General features: G+C 73.8%; 19 protein-coding genes. 12 read left to right on the top strand and 7 right to left on the bottom strand.

The genetic code is table 11. The annotated features are described in order from the left end of the window. Nucleotides 1-5 precede the first annotated feature (5 nt). Nucleotides 6-500 carry a phosphatase domain-containing protein gene (locus ACZ58N_RS30770; protein ID WP_471166445.1) on the top strand — a complete coding sequence of 165 codons (495 nt, stop codon included), beginning with the start codon at nt 6-8 and terminating at the stop codon, nt 498-500. Nucleotides 501-609: 109 nt separating this feature from the next. On the opposite strand, the gene ACZ58N_RS30765 is transcribed toward ACZ58N_RS30770, so the two are convergent. Next, nucleotides 610-825: a dodecin gene (locus ACZ58N_RS30765; protein ID WP_471166442.1), complete on the bottom strand. Its 216-nt coding sequence runs from the start codon at nt 823-825 to the stop codon at nt 610-612. Nucleotides 826-986: 161 nt separating this feature from the next. Between ACZ58N_RS30765 and ACZ58N_RS30760 the strand changes: the two genes are divergently transcribed. From ACZ58N_RS30760 to ACZ58N_RS30750, 3 genes are all read left to right on the top strand, one after another. Continuing rightward, nucleotides 987-2,249 (top strand): extracellular solute-binding protein, encoded by a 1,263-nt coding sequence (locus tag ACZ58N_RS30760; protein WP_471166440.1) that lies wholly within the window; start codon nt 987-989, stop codon nt 2,247-2,249. A 212-nt stretch (nt 2,250-2,461) separates the two neighbouring features. Further along, on the top strand, nt 2,462-3,238 hold the full coding sequence (locus tag ACZ58N_RS30755) for a GNAT family N-acetyltransferase (RefSeq protein ID WP_471166437.1): 777 nt from the start codon (nt 2,462-2,464) through the stop codon (nt 3,236-3,238). Then, on the top strand, nt 3,235-4,362 hold the full coding sequence (locus tag ACZ58N_RS30750) for a lysophospholipid acyltransferase family protein (RefSeq protein ID WP_471166434.1): 1,128 nt from the start codon (nt 3,235-3,237) through the stop codon (nt 4,360-4,362). The genes ACZ58N_RS30755 and ACZ58N_RS30750 overlap by 4 nt, the downstream gene beginning before the upstream one ends. Here ACZ58N_RS30750 and egtD read toward each other — a convergent pair. From egtD to egtA, 4 genes are read right to left on the bottom strand one after another with little or no spacing between them, the layout of a single operon-like run. Then, complete coding sequence (egtD, locus tag ACZ58N_RS30745; RefSeq protein WP_471166432.1) at nt 4,245-5,219, bottom strand: L-histidine N(alpha)-methyltransferase; 975 nt, start codon at nt 5,217-5,219, stop codon at nt 4,245-4,247. The genes ACZ58N_RS30750 and egtD overlap by 118 nt on opposite strands. Beyond that, nucleotides 5,216-5,974, bottom strand: coding sequence for an ergothioneine biosynthesis protein EgtC (gene egtC, locus ACZ58N_RS30740; protein ID WP_471166429.1), 759 nt, complete (start codon nt 5,972-5,974; stop codon nt 5,216-5,218). The genes egtD and egtC overlap by 4 nt, the downstream gene beginning before the upstream one ends. Then, nucleotides 5,974-7,299 (bottom strand): ergothioneine biosynthesis protein EgtB, encoded by a 1,326-nt coding sequence (gene egtB, locus ACZ58N_RS30735; protein WP_471166427.1) that lies wholly within the window; start codon nt 7,297-7,299, stop codon nt 5,974-5,976. The genes egtC and egtB overlap by 1 nt, the downstream gene beginning before the upstream one ends. Further along, complete coding sequence (gene egtA / locus ACZ58N_RS30730; RefSeq protein WP_471166424.1) at nt 7,296-8,636, bottom strand: ergothioneine biosynthesis glutamate--cysteine ligase EgtA; 1,341 nt, start codon at nt 8,634-8,636, stop codon at nt 7,296-7,298. The genes egtB and egtA overlap by 4 nt, the downstream gene beginning before the upstream one ends. Before the next feature lie 107 nt (nt 8,637-8,743). Here egtA and ACZ58N_RS30725 point away from each other — a divergent pair, with 107 nt between their 5' ends. Further along, entirely contained in the window at nt 8,744-9,580 is an 837-nt protein-coding gene (locus tag ACZ58N_RS30725) for a TIGR02452 family protein (RefSeq protein WP_471166421.1), read from the top strand. Nucleotides 9,581-9,699: 119 nt separating this feature from the next. Here ACZ58N_RS30725 and ACZ58N_RS30720 read toward each other — a convergent pair whose 3' ends face one another. Together ACZ58N_RS30720 and ACZ58N_RS30715 are read right to left on the bottom strand one after the other, a co-directional pair. Further along, nucleotides 9,700-10,164: a type II toxin-antitoxin system PemK/MazF family toxin gene (locus ACZ58N_RS30720; protein ID WP_471166418.1), complete on the bottom strand. Its 465-nt coding sequence runs from the start codon at nt 10,162-10,164 to the stop codon at nt 9,700-9,702. 186 nt (nt 10,165-10,350) lie between these two features. Further along, nucleotides 10,351-11,775, bottom strand: coding sequence for an amidase (locus ACZ58N_RS30715; RefSeq protein ID WP_471166600.1), 1,425 nt, complete (start codon nt 11,773-11,775; stop codon nt 10,351-10,353). Nucleotides 11,776-12,558: 783 nt separating this feature from the next. On the opposite strand from ACZ58N_RS30715, the gene ACZ58N_RS30710 reads away from it, so the two are divergent. From ACZ58N_RS30710 to ACZ58N_RS30680, 7 genes are all read left to right on the top strand, one after another. Further along, a complete protein-coding gene (locus ACZ58N_RS30710; protein WP_471166416.1) occupies nt 12,559-13,563 on the top strand; it encodes a LacI family DNA-binding transcriptional regulator in 1,005 nt (334 codons plus the stop codon). A gap of 206 nt (nt 13,564-13,769) precedes the next feature. Continuing rightward, a complete protein-coding gene (locus ACZ58N_RS30705) occupies nt 13,770-14,969 on the top strand; it encodes a thiolase family protein (RefSeq protein WP_471166414.1) in 1,200 nt (399 codons plus the stop codon). Between the two features lie 150 nt (nt 14,970-15,119). Next, nucleotides 15,120-16,562 (top strand): aldehyde dehydrogenase family protein, encoded by a 1,443-nt coding sequence (locus ACZ58N_RS30700; RefSeq protein ID WP_471166412.1) that lies wholly within the window; start codon nt 15,120-15,122, stop codon nt 16,560-16,562. 79 nt (nt 16,563-16,641) lie between these two features. Continuing rightward, nucleotides 16,642-17,064 carry a thioredoxin family protein gene (locus ACZ58N_RS30695; RefSeq protein ID WP_471166409.1) on the top strand — a complete coding sequence of 141 codons (423 nt, stop codon included), beginning with the start codon at nt 16,642-16,644 and terminating at the stop codon, nt 17,062-17,064. Between the two features lie 43 nt (nt 17,065-17,107). Continuing rightward, complete coding sequence (locus tag ACZ58N_RS30690) at nt 17,108-18,538, top strand: dihydrolipoyl dehydrogenase family protein (RefSeq protein WP_471166407.1); 1,431 nt, start codon at nt 17,108-17,110, stop codon at nt 18,536-18,538. Between the two features lie 160 nt (nt 18,539-18,698). Beyond that, complete coding sequence (locus ACZ58N_RS30685; protein ID WP_471166404.1) at nt 18,699-19,250, top strand: hypothetical protein; 552 nt, start codon at nt 18,699-18,701, stop codon at nt 19,248-19,250. 48 nt (nt 19,251-19,298) lie between these two features. Beyond that, nucleotides 19,299-21,533: a hypothetical protein gene (locus tag ACZ58N_RS30680; RefSeq protein WP_471166402.1), complete on the top strand. Its 2,235-nt coding sequence runs from the start codon at nt 19,299-19,301 to the stop codon at nt 21,531-21,533. The last annotated feature ends 37 nt before the right edge of the window (nt 21,534-21,570 follow it).

Raw genomic sequence — 21,570 nt, 5'->3', positions numbered from 1 at the left:
CGGCCATGACCGAGAACGCGTCCCACCGCCCGCTTGCCGTCTTCGACCTCGACAACACCCTCGCCGACACCGCGCACCGGCAGCACTTCCTGGAGGGCCGGCCCCGGAACTGGGACGGGTTCTTCGGCGCGGCCCCGGCGGATCCGCCGCTCGCGCGCGGGGTGGCCCTGGCCGTGGAGAGCGCGACCGACTGCGAGGTGGTGTACCTGACCGGCCGCCCGGAGCGGTGCCGGGCCGACACCGTCGACTGGCTCGCCCGGCACGGGCTGCCCGAGGGGCGGCTGTGGATGCGCGGGAACCAGGACCGTCGCCCGGCCCGGGTGACCAAGCTGGAGGTGCTCAAGCGGATCGCGCGCGGCCGTGAGGTGCGGATGCTGGTCGACGACGACGAACTGGTCTGCCGGGCGGCGCGCGCGGCGGGCTTCCGGGTCGTCCTCGCGAACTGGGCGGCGGACGCGCCGGAGCTGAAGGCCGCCCAGGAGGGGGAGGGCCGCACCTGAACGCGTCCGCGCCATCAACGCGTCCGAGCCATCAACGCGTCCGAGCCGACCACGCGTCCGAGCCGTGGACGCGTTCGCACGTCCGCCGTGACCGGTGTACGGCCGGCCCTCACTCCTCCTCGTCGAGGCGGAAGCCGACCTTCAGGCCGACCTGGTAGTGCGCCACCTCGCCGTTCTCGACGTGCCCGCGCATCTGCGTGACCTCGAACCAGTCGAGGTTGCGCAGGGTCCGGCCCGCGCGCGAAATGCCGTTCCGGATGGCCTGATCGATGCCCTCGGTGGAGGTGCCGACGATCTCGGTCACCCGGTACGTGTGGTTGGACATGGGTTCTCCCACCAGTCGTCGTGTTGCCTTGTTCCAAGGTGCCCCAGTACGGGCAGGTCCGCGAACTTTGCGTGAACAATCCCGGGCGAAAGGCTCTTGACCCACCCATTGGTCTATGCCAATTTCAAGCCATCTGAGATCAATCTCCAGAAGGTGACCCCTTGAAGATGCGCTTCCTTGCCGTGTGCACCGCCCTCGCGGCCGCGACCGCCCTGACCGGATGCAGCCTGGTGGGCGGATCGGCCGACGGGTCCGAGAAGGTGACGCTCTGGCTGATGAAGGGCAGTGCCTCGCAGGACTTCATCACGAAGTTCACCGCGGACTTCGAGAAGGAGCATCCCGGCATCGACCTGGAGGTGAAGATCCAGGAGTGGACCGGGATCGGCGACAAGGTCAACGCCGTCCTCGCCGGCAAGGGCAAGGAGAGCGCCGACGTCATCGAGGTCGGCAACACCCAGGTCGCCCAGTACGTCGAGACCGGAGGCATCTCCGAGGTGACCCTCGAAGGCCTGCGCGCATGGGGCAGCAAGGACTGGCTCAAGGGCCTCTCGGACCCGGGCAGCGTCAACGGCGCCCAGTACGGAGTCCCCTGGTACGCCGCGAACCGGGTGGTGATCTACCACAAGGACCTCTTCGCGAACGCCGGCGTCAAGGCCACCCCCAAGAACCGCCAGGAGTGGATCGCGGCCACCCAGAAGCTCGACAAGGGCGACCAGCAGGGCATCTACCTCGCCGGTCAGAACTGGTACGTCCTCGCCGGGTTCATCTGGGACGAGGGCGGTGAACTGGCCGTCGAGACGAGCGGACAGTGGGTGGGCGCGCTCGACGACGACAAGGCCCTCGCCGGCATGGAGTTCTACAAGCAGCTCCAAAGCCTCGGCGACGGTCCCAAGGACGCCGACGAGGAGACGCCCCCGCAGGCCGACGTCTTCGCCCGCGGTCAGGTCGCCCAGATCATCGGACCGCCCGGCCAGGCCGCCCAGATCGAAGCCGCCAACCCGGCGCTCAAGGGCAAGCTCGGCTTCTTCCCGATACCCGGCAAGACCCCCGACAAGGCCGGCGCCGTCCTCACCGGCGGCTCCGACCTGATCATTCCCGAGCGGACGAAGAACCGCACCCGGGCCGTCGACCTGATCACCGCCCTGGTCAGCGAGAAGTGGCAGACCGAACTCGCCCGCAGCATGAGTTACGTGCCCAACAAGACCACCCTCGCGCACATCGTCGAGGGCAACGACGGCGCCGCCACCATGGCCCCCGGCGCCGCCCAGGGCCGCGCCACCCCCAAGTCCGCCCGGTGGGCCGAGATCGAGGCCAAGAACCCGATCAAGCCGTACATGACGGCCGTGCTCAATGGCCAGGACCCCAAGGAGGCGGCCAAGGCCGCCTCCGACACGATCAGTCAGGTGCTCAGCTCGGACCGCTGAGCACGCCCGCCGCACCCGTCGGGCAGCGCGGAGCACCGCAGGGCGGCGCCGGCGAGCGCCGCGTCCGCCGAGTTCAGCGTCCGCCGAGTTCAGCGTCCGCACATCCGGGTGCCGCTGAGCGGTCATGTCGAATCCAGTCGGTCACGGAAGAAGTAGAGGAGCCGGGCCCGCCGCCCGCGGCCCGGCATCCCGTGCCCGGATCAGGAGCAGCCATGACCATCGCCCCCCTGTCCCCGTCCCCCCTCGCACCCGCCGTCGGCGCCCCCCGCTACACCGTCCGCCTCGCCCGCGACGAGGACGAGGTCCGCGCCGCCCAGCGGCTGCGCCACCTCGTCTTCGCGGGAGAGCTCGGCGCCCGCCTGGACGGGCCCGAGCCGGGCCTGGACTCCGACGCCTTCGACGCCCACTGCGACCACCTCCTCGTCCTCGACGAGGAGACCGAGCAGGTGGTCGGCACCTACCGGATGCTGCCCCCCGAACGCGCCGCCGTGGCGGGTCGTCTCTACTCCGAAGGCGAGTTCGACCTCTCGGCCCTCGCCCCGATCCGACCCGACCTGGTCGAGGTCGGCCGATCCTGTGTCCACCCCGACCACCGCAACGGCGCCGTCATCGCCCTCGTCTGGGCCGGCCTCGCCCGCTACATGGACCGCGCCGGCCACAACTGGCTCGCCGGCTGCTGCTCGGTCCCGCTCGCCGACGGCGGGGTGCTCGCCGCCGCGACCCGGGAGACCGTCCTCGCACGCAACCTCGCCCCCGAGGAGTACCGGGTCACCCCGCACCTGCCGTGGACCCCCGACGGCATCACCGTCCCCGGCCGGATGGAGCTGCCGCCGCTGCTCCGCGGCTACCTCCGTCTGGGCGCCTGGGTCTGCGGCGAGCCGGCCCTCGACACCAACTTCGGCTGCGCCGACCTGTACGTCCTGCTCTCCCTGCGCCGGACCAACCCGCGCTACCTGAACCACTTCCTCTCGCTCGCCCCGGGCGCATGAGCGCCTGGCTGCCCACCGGGCCCTGCACCCCCGCAGCATGCGCCGCCCACACCGGGCCGGTCGCGGGCGTGCCGCGCGCGGTCCTGCGGCTGGCCGCCGCCCTCGCCCTGGTCCTGCTCGCCGCCCTGACCGCCCCGCCGGTACGGCTGCTCCCGGCCGCCTCCCGACACGCCCTGGTCCGGGCCTGGGCGACTCTCCTGCTCCGGTCCCTGGGCGTACGGATCACCGTGCACGGCGCCCCCGGGCCGGACGGGGGCCGTCTGATCGTCGCCAACCACATCTCCTGGCTGGACGTCCCGCTCGTCGCCGCCGTCCTGCCCTGCCGGATGCTCGCCAAGAGCGACATCCGCGGCTGGCCGGTGATCGGCGGGCTCGCCGCCCGCGGCGGCACCCTGTTCATCGAACGCGACCGGATCCGGGCCCTGCCCGCCACCGTCGACACCCTCACCCGGGTGCTGCTGGGCGGGGCCAGGGTCACCGTCTTCCCCGAGGGCTCCACCTGGTGCGGCCGGGCCCAGGGCCCCTTCCGGCGGGCCGCCTTCCAATCGGCGCTGGACGCGCGGGTACCCGTACAGCCCGTACGGATCGGGTACCGGCTGGCGGACGGGGCGCTCGCCGGAGCGCCCGCCTTCGTCGGGGACGACCCGCTGGCCGCCTCCCTCTGGCGGATCGCCCGGGCCCGCGGGGTGCGCGCCGAGGTGCGGCTGTTGCCGCGGATCCCGCCGGGCCGGTACGCCGACCGCCGGGACCTCGCGGACGCCGCCCGGCGGGCCGTGCTCGCCGAGGCGGAACGGCCGACGCACGCACCGGCGCCCCGGCACGCACCCGCCCACGGGCACGCACCGGCCCTCCGGGCCGCGGACGCGCGGCGGCCGGCCGCGGCGCCGAGCCCGCACGATCCGTCCGCGTCGGTGGGCGCCGCGCCGGTGCGGCCGCCGCTGCCCGGCATCCCCGCACAGCCGCGGCCGTCCCACCGCTCACCCGGCCGCCCGCCCCACCGGACGGATCAGCCCGCGACGCCGTCCGCCACGGACAGGGACAAGGCGAACCGTCCCTCCGCGTCCGTCCACCACTGCGTCAACTCAAGTCCTGCGGAGGAGAGCTCCTTGCGCAGCCCCTCCTGACGGAACTTCGCCGACACCTCCGTCAGGATCTCCTCGCCCTCCTGGAACGGCACCACCAGGTCCAGGGCCCGGATCTTCACCGTCACCGCGGACCGGGCGCGCAGCCGCATCTCGATCCACTCCTGCTCCCGGTTCCACACCGCCACGTGCGCGAAGTCGGCGGTGTGGAAGTCCGCGCCCAGTTCCCGGTCGATCACGGCCAGGACGTTCTTGTTGAACTCCGCGGTCACGCCCCGGGCGTCGTCGTACGCCGCGACCAGCGTGGCCTCGTCCTTCACCAGGTCCGTCCCCATCAGCAGCGCGTCCCCGGGCGACAGCATCGCCCGTACGGACGCCAGGAACCGCGCGCGCTCCGGCGGACGCAGGTTCCCGATCGTCCCGCCGAGGAACACCACCAACCGCGGGCCCTGCGCCGGCGGCAGCCGCAGCGGCTGCGTGAAGTCCGCCAGGAGGGCGTGCACCCGCAGCCCCGGATGTTCCACCATCAGGGAATCGGCCGCCCCGATCAGCGCGCTCTCGCTCACGTCGACCGGTACGTACGTCTCCAGCGCGGGCATCGCCTCGATCAGGTGGCGGGTCTTCTCGGAGGAGCCGGAACCCAATTCCACCAGTGTGCGCGCCCCGCTCGCCGAGGCGATCTCCCGGGCCCGCTCCAGCAGGATCTCCCGCTCCGCGCGCGTCGGGTAGTACTCGGGCAGGCGGGTGATCTCCTCGAACAGCTCGCTGCCCCGGGCGTCGTAGAACCACTTGGGCGGCAGCTCCTTGGGGGAAGCGGTCAGCCCCCGCCGGACGTCGGTGCGCAGAGCCGACTCGGCGGCGTGCTCGTCGAGGGTCCGGGTCAACTGGAAGTCGCTCACGGGGTGGTCTCCTTGAGTGGGGTCAGGGCGACCCTCGTGCGGGTGGCGGTCAGCAGGGTCCGGTCGGGCACTTCGCACCACCGGGGATCGTCGTCGTACGGCTCGGACGCCACGACCGTGCGGCCGCCGGGCGGATCGGACAGGTACCAGAGGGAGTCGCCCCAGGCGGTCGCCGCGATGGCCGTACCGTCGGTCAGCAGCAGGTTCAGTCGGGAGTCCGGAGCCGCGCAGGACACCTCACGGACCGCCTCGGCGAGGGCAGTGCCCCCGTCGTCGCCCTGCCGCAGCCGGTGCAGGACCAGCGCCCACACCAGCGCCGAATCGGTGCGGGCGGCCAGCTGGAGCAGTTCCCGGGGTGGCAGCCCCGCGGCCAGTGCGGCCACGGAGTCCGGATGGTCCCGCACGGCGCCGTTGTGGCTGAACAGCCAGGGACCCGAGGCGAACGGGGCCGCCGCGGCCTCCCCGTCCGCGCCCGCGAGAGTCGCGTCGCGTACGGCGGCCAGCACCGCGCCGCTGCGCACGACACGGGTGAGGTCGGCGAAGGTCAGGTCGCCCCAGACGGGCCCGGCCCGCCGGTAGCGCGCCGGCACGGGATCGCCCGGCGCGTACCAGCCGACGCCGAACCCGTCCGCGTTGACCGTGCCGTACCGCTGCCGACGCGGTTCCCACGACTGTCGTACGAGGGAGTGCTCCGGCTCGTCGAGTATGCGTCCCAGGGGCACCTCCGGCCCCAGATAGGCGAGATGGCGGCACATCAGGCGTCCCTCGCGGTCCGGAAGCCGGAGAAGATCTGTCGGCGCACCGGCAGGTCCCAGTTGCGGAAGGTGCCCCGGCAGGCGACCGGGTCCACGGCGAAGGAACCGCCGCGCAGCACCTTGTGTTCGGGGCCGAAGAACACCTCCGAGTACTCCCGGTACGGGAAGGCGCTGAAGCCCGGGTACGGCAGGAAGTCCGAGGCGGTCCACTCCCACACGTCGCCGATCAACTGGCGCACTCCGAGCGGGGATTGTCCGGCCGGGTAGGCGCCGGCCGGGGCCGGGCGAAGGTGTCGCTGGCCCAGGTTGGCGTGTGCGGGCGTCGGATCCGCGTCCCCCCACGGGTAGCGGCGGGACCGCCCGGTGGCCGGGTCGTGCCGGGCGGCCTTCTCCCATTCGGCCTCGGTGGGCAGTCGGCGGCCCGCCCAACGGGCGTAGGCGTCCGCCTCGTACCAGCTCACGTGCAGAACCGGTTCGTCGCCGGGAACGGGCTCGGTCACCCCGAACCGGCGGCGCAGCCACTGCTCCCCCTCCCGGTGCCAGAACAGCGGGGCCCCGATGTCGTGCGAGCGGATCTGTTCCCAGCCCTCGGGGGCCCACCAGCGGGGCTCCCGGTAGCCGCCGTCCGCGATGAAGGCCTGGTAAGCGGTGTTGGTCACCGGCACCGTGTCGATCAGGAAGGCCGCCGTGTCGCGTACGTGCGCGGGTCGTTCGTTGTCCAGCGACCAGGGTTCGGTGGAGGTTCCCATGGTGAACGGACCCGCCGGTACGAGGACTTCGGCCGCGACCGGAGGCGGACCCTGCGAGGCGTCGGGCTCCGGGGCGGTCAGTACCGGTGCGCCCGCCCTGAGTTGATGGGTGATCAACATGGTCTCGTCGTGCTGCTGTTCGTGCTGGGCGATCATCCCGAAGACGTACCCGTCGGTCAGCAGGCCGGTGCCCTCGAACGGGACGTGCTCCAGCAGGTCGAAGACGCGCCCGCGCACCTCGGCCGCGTACCGGCGCGCCTCGTCCGGACCGAGCAGCGGCAGCTTCGGCCGTTCGGAACGGGGGTGCTCGAAGGCGTCGTACAGCGGGTCGATCTCCGGACGCAGGGACTCGCGCCCGGCCACCTGGCGCAGCAGCCAGAGTTCCTCCATGTTCCCGATGTGTGCCAGGTCCCACACGAGCGGGGACATCAGGGGGGAGTGCTGGGCGGTCAGGTCCCGGTCGTCCACCGGGTCGGTCAGCGCGGCGGTACGCGCCCGCGCGGCGGTCAGGGCGGCCACGGCGCGCTCGCGCAGGGCCTCGGGGGCGGCGCTCCGGTGCGGGCTGTCGATGCTCATGTGCGGTGTCCCTTCCCGGCGGGCTGCCACAGGTCGTCCTCCTCGGCCTCGTCGGCCGGGCAGCGGCCGCGCAGGACGTAGCGTTCGGTGAAGGCGCCGACCGTGTCCCGGACGTGCGTGCTCGCGCCCAGGCGCGGCAGCGCCTCGCGGGCCGCCAGGAAGCACGCGGCGGCGGCCCACCGCAGATCGGGGTCGGCGAGCCCCTCCCGGGCGGCGGTCCGCCACAGGGGATTGCGCGGGGCCGCCCGGCCGCCGTAGGCGTCGGCCAGCGCCTTGGACACCCGGTACGCCGTCTCGGCGGCCTCCGGGTCGTCGAAGAGCGCGTGCACGACGGCGGCCGGCACCAACCATCCGTCGTCGCCGGGCTGCGCGTCGATCATCCTCAGCTCCAGGTGGCCGCGCGGCCGGACCGGCGGGAAGAGGGTGCCGAGGTGGTACTCCAGGTCCTGCGCGGTCGGCTGTCGCAGTCCGCCGGGACCACCACCGTGGCGGACGTCGGTGGGGACGTCGCCGCGCAGCCAGTCCCGGAAGGTCAGCCCGCCGGGCACCGGCCACGGCCCGTCGTCCTCGGACCGCACGCACATCACCCCGGTGTCCAGGGCGTGCCGGGTCCAGCCGGCGCGTGGCTCGGCGTCCAGCGGTGGGGCCAGGGAGCGTCGGGTGTCGATGTCGTGCCAGATGCCCTGCCGGGCGCACCGCCATCCCCGGTACGGGCCCTCCCGCGCAGGGGAGTTGGCGAAAGCCGCGACCAGCACCGCGCCCAGCAGGTGGGCCAGCCGCCAGCGGCGGCCGTAACCGAGCGGTCCGGGTTCCTCGTGGCCGGCGTCCACGCAGACCTGGACGGAGGCGGAGGAGCACATCATGGCCCGGCCGGCCGGGCCGGTGCGGTCGAAGTAGGTTTCCATCGCGTCGTAGCGCGGGCTGTGCAGCAGCCGCCGCAGGGGGCGGCGCGGGTCCTGACCGAGGCCCCGCAGGACCAACCCCGAGGCGTCCAGGGCGGCGCGCACGGCGGTGAGGTCTTCCTGGAGGTCGTCCACGCAGACGGTCAGGGAGGACGCGGGCTCCGAGCTGAGCTCCAGCTGCCCGCCGGGCTCGACGGTGACCCGCGAGTGGAGGGACAGGGCGTGTGCGGCCTCGTGTGCGGCGGCCAGTCGGTCGGGCGGGACCGGCAGCCACGGCCGTTCGGCGTCGAGCACGAGCCATTCCAGCTCGGCGCCGATGAGGCGGGGCGGGCCGGTCTTGAAACATATGCCGTGCACCAGCTCCTCGGCGGTGGCCTCGGTGAGGGGGGTGCGGTCCAAGTCCTGGGCGAACGGATCGGGCGGGATTTCCGGCATCACCGTTTCCTCGTCTCCTGTCGTCGGCCTTGATGTCACCCGTGCCTACCCGTCCTCGGGACACAAATTCCTTTGCTTTGCCCCGGGCGGCGCCCGAAGCTTGCGGCGTGAGCAGTCGATTGCGTGAGATCGCGCGGGAGAACGCGCTGATCGTGGCGGCCGGTGGGTACCGGACGCGATCCGGGCGGCAGGTTTCCCTCGCCGCCGCCGTGACGGAAGCCAAAGCAGGAACCACGATATACGGCCCAAACCGGGTCATTCCAGACGAAGGACCCGTTGGTGGGGGAGTCCGCACCGTCATCGAGGTCACGGGGGAGAGCAGTACGGTCGCCGCCCGCCGCCTCGCCGGCGATGGTGGGCGAGCCGCCCCGGTGGCCGTCCTGAACTTCGCCTCGGCCCGCAATCCCGGGGGCGGCTACGTGCGCGGGGCCAAGGCGCAGGAGGAAGCGCTGTGCCGCGCCTCGGCGCTCTACGAGACCCTGTTGGAGGCGCCGGAGTACTACGAGGTCCACCGCGCGGCCGAGAGCACCTTCTACACCGACCGGGTGATTCACTCCCCAGGCGTCCCCGTGTTCCGGGACGACCGGGGCGTCCTGCTGGAGACGCCCTTCCGGGCCGGCTTCCTGACCTCCCCCGCCCCCAACGCGGGCACGATCCGCCGGCAGGAACCGGAACGCACCCCCGAGATACCGGCCGCGCTCGCCCGGCGGGCGGAACTGGTCCTGGAGGTCGCCGCACTGCACGGCTACCGGGGCCTGGTCCTCGGCGCCTGGGGCTGCGGGGTCTTCCGGAACGACCCCGCCCAGGTCGCGGAGGCCTTCAGGGCCCTGCTCACCGGACGCTTCGCCGGGACGTTCGAGCGCGTCGTGTTCGGAGTGCTCGACCGCGACCCCGCGCCGCGCGAAGCCTTCGCCCGCGCCTTCGCGACACCGCCGACGCGCTGACGGGTGGGGGCCGGCCCGAGCCGCGCGCTCCGGACCCGCCCCGGCCCTGGGACCTGTCGCAAAATCCCGTCTGCCTCGCGGGCGACGACGGGACTTTGACGACAGGCCCCAAGGGGCCGTCACTGCCAGCCGTAGCGCTCCCGCAGCCGCTCCACGACCAGCTCGAACCGCCCCCGGTCCAGCGCGCACGCCTCGCGCCGCATCCCCGACTCGTGCACCCGCAGCACCCGGTCCAGGTCCACCCAGGACTCCCGACCCGCGGAGTCCCAGGGCCCCGAGCCGATCGGCACCCACTCCCGGTCGGCGTCGTGCCGCTTGCTCGACAACTGGACGGCGAGCAGGGTCCGCCCGCCCGCCTCCCGGGCGACGACCAGGACGGGGCGGTCCTTGCCCCGGCCGTCGTTCTCCTCGTAGGGAACCCAGGTCCACACGATCTCCCCCGGGTCCGGATCCCCGTCCCGGTCGGGCGCGTACTCGGTGCGCACCGGCCCCGTGGCGCGCGGATCCGCCTCGGTGGTGGCGGTGGCCCCGTCCCGGCCGGGCTGCTCGACGTGACTGTTGCCGTGGTGCGAAAGTGCCGTCATTCGGGCGAGATTACTGGCCCGGGCACCCCGCCCGGGCACGCACCCGGACCCGTACGCGGTCCGTGCCCGCCCGGATCCGCCCGGTCACCGGGCCGCGGGCCGCGAACCCACCGCGCCGAGAGGTCGGCGGAGCGCCCGCCCGATCCGCCCGGACGGGCGACGGCGCGATCGGGTCCCGGGCCCGGCTCAGAGGGTGGGCCAGTGCGTCGACCAGTCCTCCACCGCCTCCAACTGTGCGGCCAGGGACAGCAGTCGCGGTTCCGCGTCCGCCGGACCCAGCAGCTGGGCCCCGATCGGCAGCCCGTCCGGGGTGAAGCCCGCCGGGACGCTCACCCCGGGCCAGCCCAGTACGTTCCACGTCCAGGCGTACGGGCACGCGGCGATCATCGCCCGGTCCGTGGCCATGGCCCCCATGCCGGCCAGCGCTCCGATCCGCAGCGGGGGAGTGGCGGTGGTCGGCGTGAGCACCACGTCGAAGCGGCCGAAGATCTCCCCGACCCGGCGGCGCAGCGCCACCTCGGCCCATCGGGAGAACCGCAGCACGGGCCCGCCCAGCAGTCGCCCGGTGCGCACCGCCTCGTGCGTACGCGGATCCAGCAACGCGGGATCGGGCACCAGGGCCGCCAGTTCCCGTACGCCCACCGTCGCCCGGGGCACGAACGTCAACCCGATGAGGCCGTAGCGCGGATCCTCGGGGACCACCTCGTGGCCCAGCTCCTCCAGCCGTCCGGCCAGCCGCTCCACCGCCGAACGCACCACCGGGTCCAAGGACTTGGGCGTCGCCGTGAAGGCCGTCCCGTAGGACAGCGCGATCCGCAACCGGCCCGGCGCGCGCAGCGCCGCCTCCGCCGCGGGGATGCGGGCGGGCCGGTGCAGGTCGCCCGGATCGGAGCCGCTCGCCGCGTCCAACAACAGTGCGGCGTCCGCGACCGTACGGGCCAGCACGCCGTTGACGGTGAGCCCGTGGAAGGACTCGGGCGCCGGCCAGGTCGAGATCCGCCCGCGCTGGGGCTTCACCCCCACCAGATGGGTCCAGGCCGCGGGGATCCGCACCGAACCCGCCCCGTCCGAACCGAGGGCGGCCGGCACCAGGCCCGCCGCCACGGCCGCCGCGGATCCGCCCGAGGAACCGCCGGGGGTGTGGAGCGTGTTCCACGGGTTGCGCGTCGCGCCGAAGGCGTGGCCCTCGGTGAACGGCCACTGGCCCAGCTCCGGCGTCTGCGTCTTGCCGACGATCACCGCCCCCGCCGCGCGCAGCCGTCGGACGGCCTCGCTGTCGGCGCGCTGCGCGGGGAAGTCCCCGGCGCAGCCGAAGGCGGTCGGTTCGCCGGCCACGTCCATGTCGTCCTTGACCGCCACCGGAATCCCCAGCAGCGGCAGCCGCTCCCCCCGGGCGAGGCGCCGGTCAGCGGCCTCCGCCTCGGCGAGCGCGGCTTCGGCGCGCACGATCCGGAAGGCGTTGAGCGAGGGCTGCGCGGCGGCGATCCGGGCCAGGCACCCCTCGGTCAACTCCCTGGACGTGACGGCGCCCTCGGCGAGCGCCGTCGCCATGTCCCGCAACCCCGGGGCGAGCCCGGCTCCGGGCGGTCGCGACGTTCCGGGCGACCCCACCACATCCAACGAACCCGCCACCGGACCTCCCCCTACTGATCGGTAGCAAGACGGTAGCGGGCCGGACCCCGTGCCCGACAGTCCCGAGCGCGCCCGTATCCGGCCCTCGGTTCGAGGAGGCCGGGGCGACCGGGGTCGATGCGGGCCGGCGGATCCTGGCACCCCTGCTCGCTCGGCGAGGCCGAGCAGGAACATCGCCGGTCCCGCGGCGAGCCCGCCTCCCGGGATCCGCGGATCGCGGCGTCCGCCGCGGTCCGAGAGGGCGCCCGAGACCGGGTTGAGGACCGTCGCGAAGATGGCGGAGACCCCCGGGATCAGGCCGAAGTCGGTGACCTTGTTCGCCGGGTCGACCTGTTCGACCCGGAGCGCGAGCAGGATGCCGGCGACGCCGATGCGGAGCGCGTGCATGGCGCTGTTGCCGAGGAGGAGCGGCGGGGGCGGACCGCGGTCGGGCGGGGGTGCGGTGCCCGGGCGAGGTGGCGCTTCCGGGGCTTCGGCAGAGGTGGGGGCGGTGCCGGAGTCGGGGGAGGGAAGGGCCGCGGCGCCCTCCCGGGCAGGGGTTGCGATGCGAGGTGGGGGTGCGCGCCGCCCCGTCGCGACGGCGGGGGTGCGACGGAGCGCGACGGGACGGCGGCACGGTCGGACACGTGCGGCGTCACGCTCCCCAGGGAAGGGCGACGCGTCAGTTACACGTGTCAATGAATCGTGTAACCACTATGTAGCATCCCTTTCAGGCCATCCGCCAGCCCCCGGGAGCGACAGGTCTGGAAAGATGCGACGGCAATGTCCCAGTCATCGAAATCGCCGAACGTACCGACCAGCGCCGACGTCGCCCGCCTCGCGGGCGTGTCGCGCGCGACGGTCTCCTACGTCCTCAACAACGCGGCGGCCGTGCGGATCAGCGAGCCGACCCGTCGCAAGGTCCGGGAGGCCGCCGAGGAGCTCGGCTACGTCCCCCACGCCGCCGCGCGCAGCCTGCGCGCCGGACACACCCGGATCGTCCTGCTGCCCACCTCCCACGTGCCGGTCGGCCCGCTCTACAGCGCCTTCCTCGACCAGCTCCAGTGGGCGCTGCGCCGGCTGGACTACACCGTGGTCCAGTACGGCAGCCTCGGCCTGAACGGGGACGAGGCCGCCCGTGCCTGGGCCGAGCTGCGGCCGGTCGCGGTCATCTCCCTCGGGGAGATCGCCCTGTCCCCGCACAACGTCGCCACCCTCAAGCGGGCCGGCGCCCGCGCGGTCATCACCCTGGGGCCCGCCGGCGTGCCCGGCGCGCACGCGCTCGTCATGGACCAGGCGGAGATCGGGGCCCGTGCCGCCGGGCACCTCGTGGAGCGCGGCCGTCGCCGCATCGGAGTGGTCGTGCCCCGGGAGGCGGGACTGGAGCTGTTCTCCGGACCCCGACTGGCCGGTGCCCGTTCCGTGACGGGAGCGGAGGTCGTGGAGGTGCCGCTGGCCCACACCGAGGAATCGGCGACGGAACTCGCCGCCCGCTGGCCCTCGCTCGGGCTCGACGCGGTCTTCGCCTACAACGACGAGTACGCGATGCTGCTGATGCGCGCCCTACAGGACGCGGGCCTGCGGATCCCCGAGGACGTGGCGGTCATGGGGGCCGACGACCTGCTCATCGGCCGGCTCCTGCGACCCCGGCTGAGCACCGTCCGGCTGGAGATGCCGACCGGGGACCACCTGGCGTCCCTGGTCGACCGGGCGGTGCGCGAACCGTCGGAGGTCGCCGAACGACATGACCTGATGGCCGTCCAGGTGGTGCCCCGCGAGTCCACCTGAGGCTCCGCCGGGCCCGCCCGGTGCGCCGCGGCTCCCGGGGCGCCGGGCCCGGCCCTGCCCCGCGGCTAGCGGGTGGCCGTTGACAGGCGATGACGGCCCGGCGGAGACTGCGGGCGCGCCCCACCGGGCGTCCCCGGCGGTGTGACCGGCGCCGAAGCCGGCTCCGACGCGCCGCCGCCCGTACGGATCCGCCCAGGAGAGACCCCATGAGCATCCGCACCGTCCGCGACGTGTACGTCGTCGACGCCGTCCGCACCCCGATCGGCAAGTTCGGCGGGGCACTCGCCGGAGTCCGGCCGGACGACCTGGCCGCCCATGTGGTCCGCGCGCTGGTGGACCGTACGCCCGAACTCGACCCGGCCCGCATCGACGACGTGGTCTTCGGCGACGCCAACGGCGCCGGTGAGGACAACCGGGACGTGGCCCGCATGGCGGTGCTGCTCGCCGGACTGCCCGTCACCGTCCCCGGGGTCACCGTCAACCGGCTCTGCGGATCCGGCCTGGAAGCCGTCGTCCAGGCGGCCCGCGCCATCGCGCTCGGTGACGCCTCCGTCGCCATCGCGGGCGGCGTCGAGTCGATGAGCCGCGCCCCCTGGGTGGTGCAGAAGCCGGAGCGGGCCTTCCCCGCGGGGCACCAGCAGATGTGGTCCACCACCCTCGGCTGGCGGATGACCAACCCCCGCATGCCCGCCGAGTGGACGGGCTCGCTCGGCGAGGGCGCCGAACTCGTCGCCGAGAAGCACGGCATCACCCGCGAGGAGCAGGACGCCTTCGCGCTGCGCAGCCACCACAAGGCCGCCGCCGCCTGGGCCGCCGGACTGTACGACGACGAGGTCGTCCCGTACGCCGGTGTGGACCTCGCGCGCGACGAGTGCATCCGCGAGGGCTCCACCCCGGAGGCCCTCGCCCGTCTGAAGCCCGCGTTCCGGACGGACGGCTCCGGTACGGTCACGGCCGCGAACGCCTCCCCGCTCAACGACGGGGCGGCCGCCCTGCTGCTGACGGACGAAGCCGGGCTGGCCGCCACCGGCCGCGAGCCGTTGGCCCGGATCAGCGCGAGCGCCGTCACCGGGATCGAACCCCAGCTCTTCGGCCTCGGCCCGGTCGACGCCGTCGCACGGGCCCTCGGCAAGGCGGGCCGTTCACTGACCGACCTGACGGCCTTCGAGCTCAACGAGGCTTTCGCCGCACAGGCGTTGGGCTGTCTCGCCGCCTGGCCCGAGTTGGACCCGGAGGTGGTCAACCCGCGCGGCGGGGCCATCGCCATCGGCCACCCCCTCGGCGCCTCCGGAGCCCGGCTGGCCGGCTCCGTGGCCCACCAACTGGCGGCCGCGGGCTCGGGTACGGGCATGGCGGCGCTGTGCATCGGCGTCGGACAGGGCATCGCTCTCGTCCTGGAGAGGTGAGCCCCCGCCCCACCGCGTGACGGTCGATCATTTCCAGACATGACGGTTGGTCAACTGCCCAATAACTGAACAGAAGTGGTGTCTCCGGTCTGGCACGATGGCGCGTGCTGCCGCCCCCCGCCCCGCACCATCCCCTTCCGGAGGCCCCGCGTGACGCCGCTCCTCGACCCGACGCTCTGGCAGGACGGACCCACCCTCACCGGCGGCACGGCCCCGGTCGTCGAACCAGCGACCGGGCGCACCCTCGCCACGCTCGACCTCGCCGCCCCCGCCGACGTGGCCGAGGCCGCGGTACGGGCCCGGGCCGCGCAGCGGGACTGGGCGCGGGCCACCCACCCGGAGCGGGCCGCCGTGCTGCGCCGCGCCGGTGACCTGTTCGCGTCGCACGCCGACGAACTGCGGGAATGGCTGGTCCGGGAGTCGGGATCCATACCCGGGAAGGCGGACTTCGAACTGCACGTCGCCGCCCAGGAGTGCTACGAGGCCGCGGCCCTCGCCTCCCGGCCGACGGGGCAGGTACTGGCCGGCGAGGCGCCCCGGCTCTCCTTCACCCGCCGGGTTCCGGCAGGCGTCGTCGGGGTCATAGCGCCCTTCAACGCCCCGCTGATCCTGTCGATCCGTTCCGTGGCACCGGCCCTGGCGCTCGGCAACGCGGTCCTGCTCAAGCCGGACCGCCGCACCGCCGTCTGCGGCGGCCTCGCCCTGGCCGCCGTCCTGTCGGCCGCCGGACTACCGGCCGGGCTGCTCCACGTACTGCCCGGAGGGGCGGAGACGGGTGCCGCGGTGGTGGCCGACCCGCGCGTGCGGGTGGTGTCCTTCACCGGCTCCACCGCGTCCGGTCGCACGGTCGGCGAGTTGGCCGGGCGCCACCTCAAGCGCGCACACCTGGAGCTGGGCGGGAACTCGGCGCTCGTGGTGCTCGCCGACGCGGACGTGGAAGCCGCCGTCGCGCAGGCATCCTGGGGCTCGTTCTTCCACCAGGGGCAGGTCTGCATGACCACGGGCCGGCACCTCGTCCACGCCTCGCTCCACGACGAGTACGTCGAGCGGCTCGCCGCGCGGGCCGAGGCGCTGGCCGTGGGGGACCCGTACCGCGAACCGGTCCACCTGGGCCCGCTGCTCGACGAAGCGCAGTTGGAGCGGGTCCACGGGCTGGTCGAGGCCAGCATCGGACAGGGCGCCAAGCTCGTCGCCGGAGGCACCCACCGGGACCTCTTCTACCGGCCCACGGTGCTGGCCGGGGTGGCCGACGACACGCCGGCCTACGCGCAGGAGGTCTTCGGCCCGGTGGCGCCCGTCCGGTCCTTCGTGACCGAGGACGAGGCCGTCGAGCTGGCCTCGGCCGGCCCCTACGGGCTCTCGCTGGGCATCGTCACCCGCGACGCGGCGCGCGGCATGGAGCTGGCCGACCGGATCCCGACCGGCATCGCGCACATCAACGACCAGACCGTGAACGACGAGGCCGTGGCCCCCTTCGGTGGCGTCGGGGCCTCCGGTACGGGAGCCCGGTTCGGGGGCGAGGCGAACCTCGACGCCTTCACCGAACTCCGCTGGACGACGCTCCGCACCAGCCCGCCCGGTCACCCGTTCTAGGGATACGGGGCCGACGCGGAATTCGCCGGGTCGGCCGGTCGTTCACACAGGACACGCACCAAACAGGAGGTCCGGACCCGTGGCTACAGTCGAGCTCACCAAGGAGAACTTCGACCGGACGGTCAGCGAGAACCCGTTCGTGCTGATCGACTTCTGGGCGGGCTGGTGCCGGCCCTGCCTCCAGTTCGCCCCGGTCTACGAGAAGGCCGCGCAGGCCCATCCCGACCTGGTCTTCGCCAAGGTGGACACCGAGGCCCAGCAGGAGCTGGCCGAGGCCTTCCAGATCACCTCCATCCCGACCCTGATGATCGTGCGGGACCAGGTGGCGATCTTCGCGCAGCCCGGCGCGCTGCCGGAAGCGGCGCTGACCGACCTGATCGAACAGGCCCGTGCCCTCGACATGGACGAGGTCAAGGCGAAGATCGCCGAGTCCGGTCAGGGGGAGGGGGCGGCGCCCGAGCAGCCGCGGTCCGACGAGGGCCCCGGCACGCCGGAGTCCTGACCTTGCCGGCCGGGGCCCGGGCGCTGCGGAGACACTGGTCCCCATGACTGAAGCGATGGAGTACGACGTCGTGGTGCTCGGCGGGGGACCGGCCGGGGAGAACGTCGTCGACCGGGCCCGGGCCGCCGGGTTGAGTACGGCGCTGGTGGAGGGCGAGCTCGTCGGCGGGGAGTGTTCCTACTGGGCCTGCGTGCCGAGCAAGGCGCTGCTCCGCCCGGCGCTGGCGCGCGCCGAGGCCCGCCGGGTGCCGGGGCTGGCGGGCTCCGTGGCGGGTCCGCTCGACGCGGAGGCGGTGTTCGCGCACCGCGACTACTGGACCGGCAACTGGAACGACGACGGCCAGGTCGAGTGGATCGACTCCACCGGGGCCGACCTCTACCGGGGACACGGCCGGCTCTACGGCATCCGGAAGGTGGCCGTGAGCAGCCCGGAGGGGGAGCACCACATCCTGTCCGCCCGGCACGCGGTGGTCGTGGCCACCGGGACCCGTGCCGTGATCCCGGACGTTCCCGGGCTGGCCGAGGCCCGGCCGTGGACCAGCCGCGAGGCGACGTCCGCGCGGCGGGTACCGGGCCGGCTGCTGATCATGGGCGGCTCGGTCGTGGCCACCGAGATGGCCACCGCCCATCAGGCCCTCGGTTCCCGAGTGACGCTGCTGGTGAGGGGGTCAGGGCTGCTGCCGCGGATGGAACCGTTCGCGGGGGAGTTGGTCGCCGAGTCGCTGCGCGAGGCCGGCGCGGTGGTGCGTACCGGGGTGTCGGTCGAGGCGGTGGAGCGCGAGGGGTCGACCGGACCCGTCACGGTGGTGCTGGCCGGCGGGGAGCGGTTGGAGGGCGACGAACTGCTCGTGGCGACCGGCCGGGCCCCCCGGACCGAGGACATCGGACTGGACACCGTGGGTCTGACCCCCGGCGACTGGATCGGGGTGGACGAGAGCTGCCGGGTGCCCGGCAATGACTGGCTCTACGCCGTCGGCGACGTGAACCACCGGGCGCTCCTCACCCATCAGGGCAAGTACCAGGCCCGGATCGCGGGCGCGGCCATCGCCGCCCGCGCGGCCGGGTCCGACGCCGTGGACACCTCCCCCTGGGGCGCCCACGCCGCCACGGCCGATGTCCGGGCCGTGCCGCAGGCCGTCTTCACCGACCCTGAAGCGGCCGCCGTCGGATTGACCCTGGCCGAGGCGGAGCGGGCCGGGCACCGTGTGCGGGCCGTCGACCACGACCTGGGGAAGGTCTCGGGCGCGGGTCTCTACGCCGAGGGATACCGCGGGCGGGCCCGGATGGTGGTCGACCTCGACCGGGAGGTGCTCCTCGGGGTCACCTTCGTGGGTGCGGGCGCCGCCGAACTGGTCCACGCGGCCACCATCGCCGTGGTGGGCGAGGTTCCGATCGACCGGCTGTGGCACGCGGTTCCGGCGTTCCCCACCATCAGCGAGGTCTGGCTGCGGCTGCTGGAGGCCTACCGGGGGTAGAGGGCCGGCGGCGCCGGCCAGGGGTGCGCGGGCGGGAGGGAGCGGGATCGGCCAAGGGGACGGGAATCGGCCAGAGGAGGGGCAACAGGTTCAGGCTCGATCGATATTAGGTTAGCCTTACCTAAGTCGATCAAGTCCGTCCCTGGAAAGGCGTTTTGCCATGCGCGTTGCCCACCTGCCCCGCAAGACCGTCCGGCTGGCCGCCCGCGCCGCCTTCGCCGCGACCGCCGCCGTGGCCCTCGCCCTCGGCACGGCCGGCGCCGCCAACGCCGCGACCTCGACGCGCACGGTGACGGACGGCGGGACGACCTACAACCTGAGCGTCAGCGCTCCCGGCACGGCCGCCGCCGGCGGTCAGAACATCACCGTCACCGGCAGCGGGTTCAACACCGCGAAGGGCATATACGTGGGCCTCTGTGCGGTGGACGGCGCACCCGGTCAGTACAAGCCGACCCCCTGCCTCGGCGGTTCGGACCAGGCGGGCACCACCGGGGCCTCGCACTGGATCAACAACACCTTCGGCGGCACCCTGCCGAACACCTCCAAGTTCGGGCCCGGCGGCACCCTCGGCGTCACCATCCACGTCAAGGCCGATCTCGGCAACGGGAACATCTGCGGCGAGACCGTCGAGTGCGCCGTCGTCACCCGCGCGGACCACTTCAACTCCACCAACCGCAAGTATGACGTCCACGTCCCGGTGACCTTCAACTAGCCGGTCGATCGCCCCCTCCGGACCAGCGGTCACGTCGACGAGGAAGCCATGACACCCCAGCACCCCACCACCCCTGCCCGGACGGGCGCGGCCTCCGCCGCCCTCGCGCTCGTCCTCGTCTCGGCCGCCCCGGCGGCCGGCGCGGGTCCGGCCGGCGAGGGACCCGGACGTACCGTACTGGGAGCGGGCGGACAGCAGTTGACCGTCTCCGCCGCGTCCGGTCTGGATCCGCTCGGCCGGACCGTGCGCGTCACCGGAGGGGGCTACGACGCCACGAAGGGCATCTACGTCGCCTTCTGCAAGGACAACGGGGACAACCGGGTGCCCGCACCCTGCGTCGGGGGAGCCGACACGACCGGCGGCTCCAAGGCCTCGCAGTGGATCGTGCCCCGCGGCGACGCGCACGCCGGGGAACTGGGGATCCCGTACGGCGAAGGCGGGCGCTTCGACGTGGAGTTGCGGCTGGCGGCCAAGAACGAGGGACTGGACTGCACGCAGGTGACGTGCTCCGTCGTCACCCGGGTCGACCATCGGGGCGCCGGCGACCGCTCCCAGGACGTACGGGTTCCCATCGCCTTCAGGGGCCAGGACCCGGTGGATCCCGGAGGCGATGGCGTCGACGTACCGCAGGGCACCGTCGCCTACCGGCCGGTCGCGGACTTCACCACCGCGGGCAAACCGCGCGACCTGATGTTCCACCCCGACTCCCGCAAGCTGTACGTGGGTTCGGACGACCTCCCCGACACCGCGGACGTCAACGAGAGCGGACTCCACGTCCTCGACCCGATCGACGGCAGGGTGCGCAGCACCGTCAACCAGGCGCCCGGGGCCAACGGCACGCCGGGGCGGCGGGCGGTCCGCCGGCTGATCGCCCCGCTCCCCGGCGACGGGGTCGTCTTCTCCTACCCGCTCCGCGGCATCGGCACCGCCAAGGACGGCGACACCGTCGCGGCCGGCGCCTGGGTACCGGGCGGAACCGTCACCGACACCCGACCCGGCCTCGCCGCGGGCACCGTGTTCGTCGCGCAGGGCCCCGTACTGTCCGAGGTCGACGTCGCCACCGCCGCGGTGAAACGCGGCATCACCCTGGAGGGCGGTGACGGCTTCGCCGTGGACCCGGTGCGCAGGACGATCTGGTTCCCCGACCCGTCCAACGGGCGGATGTACCGGATCGACGCCACCACCCTCCAGGTCACCGCCGACGTCGAACTCCCCGCAGGCGAGGACCACGTCGGATTCACCGAGGTCGACCCGGAGACGGGTGCGGTCTGGGTCGGCATCGGCACCTCGGTCGTCGTCCACGACGCGACGGGCAAGCGCCTGCGCGTACTGACCGGCGACGACCTGCCCCGGGCGGCGAGGTTCGACCCCGTCACGCACGAGGCGTACGTCGTCCGGCAGGACCCGGGAGACACCTCGCTACCCGGCAGCGACAACAACGGCAGCTTGACCGTGTACCGCACCACCGACTTCGCGGAGGCGGCGAAACCGGTCGTGCTCCCCGGCAACCAGGGCCAGTTGGGGTTCGCCTCCCTCGCGGTCGAACCCGGCGGCGGGACGGTCTTCGTCTCCAACCCCGCCGAGGGCCGCATCACCCGGCTGCAACGTTCCGTCTCGCCGAAGGTCACCCAGGGCCCCACGGACCAGACCGTCACGGAGGGAACCCGAGCCGTGCTGACCGCGCGGGCCGACGGGATGCCGACGCCCACCGTCACCTGGCAGGTCAGCGCCGACGGGGGCCGGACGTGGAAGGCGATCGACGGCGCGAACGCCCCGGTGCACTCCTTCACGGCCCGCGCCTGCGACAACGGCCACCGCTTCCGCGCCGAATTCCACAACGAGGCGGGCACCAGCCGCACCACGCCGGTCACCCTGACGGTCGGCGCGCCCGACGCCACCACGGGCGGCGCCGGCAACGCGGGTACGAGCGACGGCGCGACGGGCGGCGCGGGCGCCGACGGCGGCAGCACCGGCGACACCACGGGCGGTGGTTCCGGTCCGTCCGGCAGCACCACCGGCGACGGTACGTCCGGCACCTCCGGAGCTGCCGGCGCGGGGGGCGCGTCCGGATCGGGAGACGCGGCGGGATCCGGCGGCGCGGTCGGCTCCGGAGGCCCGTCCGCTTCCGGCGGCACGGCCGGCGGTCCCGGCGCCACCACCACGGGCGGTGGCGCGCTCGCCTCCACCGGCACCACGGTCGCCACGCTCGCCGGGAGCGCGGCCGTCCTCACCGCCGCCGGCTGGGTCCTGGTACGCCGCAAGCGGGCGGGCAGCACGGCCTGAGGTGCCCATGGCCAACGGCCGCGGCGAACGAAGGAGC

Source organism: Streptomyces sp. NPDC040432 (assembly GCF_055595445.1).
This window is presented reverse-complemented; position numbering and strand designations above follow the sequence as displayed.

Bases quoted from the DNA above. Each gene is read 5' to 3' on its own strand.
- egtC (WP_471166429.1), bottom strand. From the start codon at position 5,974: ATGTGCCGCCATCTCGCCTATCTGGGGCCGGAGGTGCCCCTGGGACGC.
- egtA (WP_471166424.1), bottom strand. From the start codon at position 8,636: ATGCCGGAAATCCCGCCCGATCCGTTCGCCCAGGACTTGGACCGCACC.
- ACZ58N_RS30680 (WP_471166402.1), top strand. From the start codon at position 19,299: ATGACACCCCAGCACCCCACCACCCCTGCCCGGACGGGCGCGGCCTCC.
- ACZ58N_RS30720 (WP_471166418.1), bottom strand. From the start codon at position 10,164: ATGACGGCACTTTCGCACCACGGCAACAGTCACGTCGAGCAGCCCGGC.
- ACZ58N_RS30685 (WP_471166404.1), top strand. From the start codon at position 18,699: ATGCGCGTTGCCCACCTGCCCCGCAAGACCGTCCGGCTGGCCGCCCGC.
- ACZ58N_RS30690 (WP_471166407.1), top strand. From the start codon at position 17,108: ATGACTGAAGCGATGGAGTACGACGTCGTGGTGCTCGGCGGGGGACCG.
- ACZ58N_RS30750 (WP_471166434.1), top strand. From the start codon at position 3,235: ATGAGCGCCTGGCTGCCCACCGGGCCCTGCACCCCCGCAGCATGCGCC.
- ACZ58N_RS30710 (WP_471166416.1), top strand. From the start codon at position 12,559: ATGTCCCAGTCATCGAAATCGCCGAACGTACCGACCAGCGCCGACGTC.
- egtB (WP_471166427.1), bottom strand. From the start codon at position 7,299: ATGAGCATCGACAGCCCGCACCGGAGCGCCGCCCCCGAGGCCCTGCGC.
- ACZ58N_RS30770 (WP_471166445.1), top strand. From the start codon at position 6: ATGACCGAGAACGCGTCCCACCGCCCGCTTGCCGTCTTCGACCTCGAC.
- ACZ58N_RS30765 (WP_471166442.1), bottom strand. From the start codon at position 825: ATGTCCAACCACACGTACCGGGTGACCGAGATCGTCGGCACCTCCACC.
- ACZ58N_RS30755 (WP_471166437.1), top strand. From the start codon at position 2,462: ATGACCATCGCCCCCCTGTCCCCGTCCCCCCTCGCACCCGCCGTCGGC.
- ACZ58N_RS30705 (WP_471166414.1), top strand. From the start codon at position 13,770: ATGAGCATCCGCACCGTCCGCGACGTGTACGTCGTCGACGCCGTCCGC.